The sequence below is a fragment of the Rhodococcus sp. P3_B8 genome (genome assembly GCF_056402775.1).
Genome location: NZ_JBFUGT010000358.1, coordinates 1 through 6116 on the forward strand (window position 1 = coordinate 1; position 6116 = coordinate 6116).

Annotated in this window: 5 protein-coding genes and 1 pseudogene; 5 read left to right on the forward strand and 1 reads right to left on the reverse strand. The window is 66.7% G+C overall.

Annotation, left to right across the window (positions count from 1 at the left end; all coding sequences use genetic code 11):
* Window positions 1–210, reverse strand: a 210-nt coding sequence (locus AC1D1G_RS40150; protein ID WP_477956377.1) for an acetyl-coenzyme A synthetase N-terminal domain-containing protein, incomplete at its 3' end; no start/stop codon positions are given.
* 316 nt (window positions 211–526) lie between these two features.
* Between AC1D1G_RS40150 and AC1D1G_RS40155 the strand changes: the two genes are divergently transcribed.
* From AC1D1G_RS40155 to AC1D1G_RS40175, 5 genes and pseudogenes are all read left to right on the forward strand, one after another.
* The gene (locus AC1D1G_RS40155; RefSeq protein ID WP_280782899.1) at window positions 527–2143 is read left to right on the forward strand and encodes a peptide ABC transporter substrate-binding protein; all 1617 of its coding nucleotides are present in this window, start codon (window positions 527–529) and stop codon (window positions 2141–2143) included.
* A 124-nt stretch (window positions 2144–2267) separates the two neighbouring features.
* A complete protein-coding gene (locus tag AC1D1G_RS40160) occupies window positions 2268–3194 on the forward strand; it encodes an ABC transporter permease (protein ID WP_280782898.1) in 927 nt (308 codons plus the stop codon).
* Entirely contained in the window at window positions 3187–4161 is a 975-nt protein-coding gene (locus AC1D1G_RS40165; protein WP_280782897.1) for an ABC transporter permease, read from the forward strand. Before AC1D1G_RS40160 ends, AC1D1G_RS40165 begins: the two co-directional genes overlap by 8 nt.
* On the forward strand, window positions 4158–5903 hold the full coding sequence (locus AC1D1G_RS40170) for a dipeptide ABC transporter ATP-binding protein (RefSeq protein ID WP_477956378.1): 1746 nt from the start codon (window positions 4158–4160) through the stop codon (window positions 5901–5903). Before AC1D1G_RS40165 ends, AC1D1G_RS40170 begins: the two co-directional genes overlap by 4 nt.
* A 31-nt stretch (window positions 5904–5934) precedes the next feature.
* Window positions 5935–6116 (forward strand): annotated as a pseudogene (locus AC1D1G_RS40175) (oxidoreductase); the annotation flags it as partial.

Here is a 6116-nt window from a genome sequence, read left to right on the forward strand (position 1 = left end):
GTCGAGGACCTCGGAGAAGGGGGCGTGCCAATGCAGGCGCTCGGCCTGCTTCGCCCAGAATGCGAGACGGTCTTCGTCGGCGGCAGCCTGAAGCTCGGGGCCGGCGTTCGCCGTGGCGGTGAACTCGGGGCTCGGCGGATACACCTGCGGGACGGAATCAGAATGTTCCGACTTCTCCGTCGCTCCGCTCGCCTGTGCTGCACTGGTCATTGTGGCCCGGCCTTCTTTCCAGTCTCGAATTCGGCACTTCTAGCACGTGTGAGGGTAGTCACATGGTCTCCCGAGCGCACCGTTGCAGAGGGTTGCATGCCCATATTCTGCGACGATCGGTCGACTGGACGCGACGGACGGCGATCGGGTGCGACGAGTGGAGACCCCTGCGCCCACGATGTTTCGATCAGGTGCCGATTGCACGAGTTTCGCCCGTCGTGGCTACACAGATTGAAACCTTGACTTATCGTCATCCCATCATTCGGGCTGCGCCCGGAGCCGCTGCCCGGAACCACGCAGATCTGGGAGGAACGCTTTGCGCATCACACGTGTGGCAACCGCCGTTGTGGCGGTCGGCCTGGCAGCAGGGATGCTGTCCGCCTGCTCGTCCGGTGATTCGACGAGCGGGGGTGGTAGCGGAATCGTCAACGCCTGGGCAAGTGAACCGCAGAATCCGTTGATTCCCACCAATACGAGCGAGAATCAGGGCGGCCGCGTCGTCGACTCACTGTTCGCGGGGCTCGTCTCCTACGACTCCGACGGCGGGGTGAACAACGAGGTCGCCGAGTCGATCGAGACGACGGACGGCAAGAACTTCACCGTGAAGCTGAAGGACGGCTGGACGTTCACGGACGGCACGCCGGTCACGGCGGCCTCCTTCGTCGACGCCTGGAATTACGGCGCGCTGTCCACGAATGCGCAGATCCAAGCGTCCTTCTTCGACCCGATCCAGGGCTACGACGAGGTGGCCGCCGAGAACCCGACGGTGCAGACCATGTCGGGACTGAAGGTGGTCGACGACTCCACGTTCACGATCGAACTGAAACAGCCCGAGTCGGCCTTCCCGGACCGCCTCGGGTTCGCCGCGTACTACCCGTTGCCTGCGGTGGCGTACCAGGACATGGCGGCGTTCGGTGAGAATCCCGTCGGCAACGGTCCGTACATGATGTCCGGCCCCGGAGCGTGGCAGCACAACGTCCGGATCGACACCGTCGTGAACCCCGACTACAACGGCAACCGTAAGCCGAAGAACGCCGGCGTCGACTTCGTCATGTACAACAGCCTCGACACGGCGTACACGGATCTGCTCGCGGGCAACGTCGACGTGCTCGACCAGGTGCCGCCGAGCGCGGTCACCACGTTCGAGACCGACCTGCCGGGTCGCACCGTGAATCAGCCGTCCGCGACCATCGAGACGTTCACGATCCCGGGCCGGCTGCCGCATTTCAGCGGTGAGGAGGGCACGCTGCGCCGCCAGGCCATCTCGATGGCGATCAACCGCGACCAGATCACCCAGCAGATCTACAACAAGACCCGCACCCCCGCGCTCGACTTCACCAGCCCCGCCATCGAGGGCTGGTCGGATTCGCTCGTCGGCAACGGCAACCTGAAGTACGACCCGGAGGCGGCGAAGCGGCTGTGGGCCCAGGCCGACGCCATCGCCCCGTGGTCGGGCAGTTTCGAGATCGCGTACAACGGCGACGGCGGCCACAAGGAATGGGTCGACGCCACCGCCAACAACATCCGCAACACCCTCGGTATCGACGCGAAGGGCAAGGAGTACCCCACGTTCGCGCAGATCCGCACCGAGGCCACCAACCGCACCATCCCCAGCGCGTTCCGTTCGGGGTGGCAGGGCGACTACCCGCAGCAGTACGGCTTCCTCGCACAGAACTACCAGACCGGCGGCAGCTCCAACGACGGCGACTACTCGAACCCCGAGTTCGACCGGCTGCTGCGTGCCTCCGCGGGTGAGGTCGATCCCGACAAGGCCCAGGAACTGCTGAACCAGGCGCAGGAAGTGCTCCTACGCGACCTGCCTGCCGTCCCGACGTGGTACCGCAACGCCGCCAGCGGCTGGTCGGAGAACGTGTCGAACGTGGTCATCGATTGGAAGGGCATCCCGATGTACTCCGACATCGAGAAGAACTGACGCACCGGAGATTCTTCGACGACGGGTGGGGCCGCGAGCTGTCAGTTCGCGGCCCCACCCGGGAGTACGAGCCGAGGCTGCGGATTCCTGACGTCACTGCTCCCGACGAATAGGAGGTGATCCGATGCTCTGGTACGTCGGTCGCCGTTTGCTCCAGATGATCCCCGTGTTCCTCGGGGCCACGTTCCTGATCTACGCGATGGTGTTCCTGCTGCCCGGAGACCCGATCGCCGCGCTGGCCGGCGACAAGGCACTCAGCCCCGCGGTGGCGGCCCAACTCCGTGAGCGATACCACCTCGACGAGCCGTTCCTGACGCAGTACCTCCTGTATCTGAAGGGCATTTTCACCCTCGACTTCGGTACGTCCTTCTCCGGCCGCCCCGTCAGTGAGGTTCTGGCGCAGGCATTCCCGATCACCATCAAGTTGTCCCTGATGGCACTCGCCATCGAGGGGATCTTCGGGGTCGGCTTCGGCCTGTGGGCCGGACTCCGCAAGGGCGGCATCTTCGACAGTTCCGTCCTCCTCGTGAGCCTGGTGATCATCGCGATCCCGATCTTCGTCATCGGTTTCCTGGCCCAGTTCTTCGTCGGCGTGAAATGGGGGCTGGTGCCGCCGACGGTCGGGGGCAACACCAGTTTCAAGAATCTGCTGCTGCCCGCGTTCGTCCTCGGGTCGGTGTCGTTCGCGTACGTACTCCGGCTCACCCGTACGTCGGTCGCCGAGAACCTCACCGCCGACTACGTGAGAACCGCGACGGCCAAGGGCCTTTCGCGGCGCCGTGTGGTGCAGGTGCACGTGCTGCGGAACTCGCTGATCCCGGTGGTCACGTTCCTCGGCGCCGACCTCGCCACGCTGATGGGCGGTGCGATCGTCACGGAGGGCATCTTCAACATCAACGGTGTCGGCGGCACGATCTATCAGGCGGTCACCCGCGGTGAGGCGCCGACGGTGGTGTCCTTCGTGACGGTGCTGATCGTCATCTATCTGCTCGCCAACCTGCTCGTCGACCTCCTGTACGCCGCGCTCGACCCGAGGATTCGCTATGTCTGAGAAAGTGGAGAACGAGTCGCCCCGGACGGGCGACCGGAAGACCCGTCAGGCGCATTTCGTGGCACCCGAAGAAGTGGCGGCGCCGGGAGAGACCGACGCCGTCCACATCGACCAGCCGCCGACGAGCATGTGGTCGGATGCGTGGCGGGACCTCCGCAAACGTCCGCTGTTCCTGGTCGCCACGGTGATAATCGTGGTGGTGATCGCCGTTGCGGCTTTCCCCGGTCTGTTCACCGGCACCGATCCCAGGTTCTGCGATCTCGCGTTCAGCATGCAGGGGCCGTCGTCGGGGCACTGGTTCGGATTCGACAAGCAGGGCTGCGACATCTATTCCCGCACGATCTACGGGGCGCGGGCGTCGGTGCTGGTGGGTGTCGGGGTCACGTCGATCGTGCTCGTCGTGGGCGTGGTGTTCGGTGCGGTCGCCGGGTACTACGGCGGCTGGGCCGACTCGCTGCTGTCCCGGGTCGCCGATATCTTCTTCGGCATTCCGCTCATCCTCGCCGCGATCGTCCTGATGCAACTGTTCGCCAACCGCACCATCTGGACGCTGATCGTCGTCCTCGCCCTGTTCGGCTGGCCACAGATGGCGAGAATCGCTCGCGGCTCGGTGATCTCGGCGAAGAACAACGACTACGTGATGGCGTCGCGGGCGCTCGGGGTGTCGAACATGCGCACCCTCGTCCGGCACGTGCTGCCCAACTCCCTCGCCCCGATCATCGTGATCGCGACCATCTCGCTCGGCATCTACATCGTGGCCGAGGCGACGCTGTCGTTCCTCGGTATCGGTCTGCCGTCCACCGAGATCTCGTGGGGCGGAGACATCAGCACCGCCCAGGTCACGCTGCGTCAGGGGTCGCCGATCCTGTTCTATCCGGCGACCGCGCTGGCGATCACGGTGCTCGGGTTCATCATGATGGGCGACGCTCTGCGGGACGCGCTCGATCCCAAGGCCAGGAAGAGGTGAGCGGGGTGTCCACGAACGAACCAGCCGGACCACAGAATTCGGCCGACGAGGTGCCGCTGCTCGAGATCCGGGACCTGGAAGTGTCGTTCCAGTCGCATTCCGGGCTCGTGCCCGCAGTGCGCGGTGTCAGCCTCACGGTGTATCCGGGGCAGACGGTGGCGATCGTCGGCGAGTCCGGTTCGGGCAAGTCCACGACCGCGCACGCGATCATCAACCTGCTGCCCGGGACGGGAAAGGTGACCGGCGGCCGGATCCTGTTCGAGGGGCAGGACCTCGCGGAGGCGTCCGAGCGCGAGTTCGTCGCGCTGCGCGGTCAGAAGATCGGCCTCGTCCCGCAGGACCCGATGTCCAACCTCAACCCGGTGTGGAAGATCGGCTTCCAGATCGAGGAGGCGTTGGAAGCCAACGGGATCGCGAAGGGCAAGGCCGCGAAGGCGCGTGCCGCCGAGCTGCTCGAGGAGGCCGGACTCGCCGACGCGGAGGACCGCCTGGGCCAGTATCCGCACGAGTTCTCCGGCGGCATGCGGCAGCGCGCCCTCATCGCCATCGGACTGTCGGCCCGCCCGCAACTGCTGATCGCGGACGAGCCCACGTCGGCACTCGACGTCACGGTCCAACGCCAGATCCTCGACCATCTGGACGGTCTCACCAACGAGCTGGGCACCGCGGTGCTCCTCATCACCCACGACCTCGGCCTGGCCGCCGAGCGGGCCGAGCACCTGATCGTCATGAGCAAGGGGCGGGTGGTCGAGGCAGGGCCGGCGCTGGAGATCCTGCAGCGGCCGCGCCACCCGTACACCCGGAAGCTGGTGGCCGCGGCGCCGTCGCTGGCGTCGCAACGCCGGAGTTCTTCGCTGGCCCGGGCGGACATCCGGGAGCACGCCCTCGAGGTGGTCGGCGAGGCCGAACAGCACGGCGAGATCGGCGTCGAGTTCGGCAAGGCCACCGACGACGTGGTCGTCGCCACCGGGCTGACCAAGGTGTTCAAGATCCGGCACGGGCTACGGAAGTCCACCGACTTCACCGCGGTCGACGACGTCTCGTTCGCGGTCCGACGTGGAACGACCACGGCCATCGTCGGCGAGTCGGGGTCGGGCAAGTCGACGGTCGCGCAGATGGTCCTCGGACTTCTCGCGCCGACGTCGGGGAATGTCGTGTTCGACGGCAAGGACGTCGCGACGCTGGACCGCCGGGAGACGCTTGCGTTCCGCCGCCGGGTGCAGCCGATCTTCCAGAATCCGTACGGCACGCTCGACCCGATGTACTCGATCTTCCGCACCGTCGAGGAGCCCCTCCGCACCCACAAGGTGGGGACGAAGGCCGAGCGGGAAGCGCGGGTACGCGACCTGCTGGACAAGGTGGCCCTGCCGGCTTCGGTGATGCGGAGGTTCCCGAACGAGCTGTCCGGTGGCCAGCGGCAGCGGGTGGCGATCGCCCGGGCGCTGGCGCTGCAGCCGGAGATGGTGGTGTGCGATGAGGCGGTGTCGGCGCTCGACGTACTGGTCCAGGACCAGATCCTGACCCTGCTGAACGACCTGCAGGCGGAGCTGGGGCTGACGTACCTGTTCATCACCCACGACCTGGCGGTGGTGCGGCAGATCGCCGACGACGTGCTCGTCATGTCCACCGGCGCGATCGTGGAGAAAGCGACCACGGACGAGGTCTTCGCATCACCGAAGGAGGAGTACACGCGGAAGCTGCTGGACGCGATTCCCGGCGGATCGATCCGGCTCGGCGCCTGACCCGGGACGGCGCCGGGTAGCGTTCCGGTACGTGAGCGACCCGTTGCAGCCCCTCGTCGACCTTCCCGGCGTCCGCGAAGCCGCGGACCGTGCGCGCGACGCGCTCGGTGCGGTTCACCGCCACAAGACCAACCGGCGCGGCTGGCCGACCACGGCGGCCGAGGCGGCGGTCCGGGCGGCCCGCGCCTCGGCGTCGCTGGACGGCGGCAGCAC

Coding starts and splice junctions, on each gene's coding strand:
- AC1D1G_RS40160 (WP_280782898.1), top strand. CDS start 2,268: ATGCTCTGGTACGTCGGTCGCCGTTTGCTCCAGATGATCCCCGTGTTC.
- AC1D1G_RS40165 (WP_280782897.1), top strand. CDS start 3,187: ATGTCTGAGAAAGTGGAGAACGAGTCGCCCCGGACGGGCGACCGGAAG.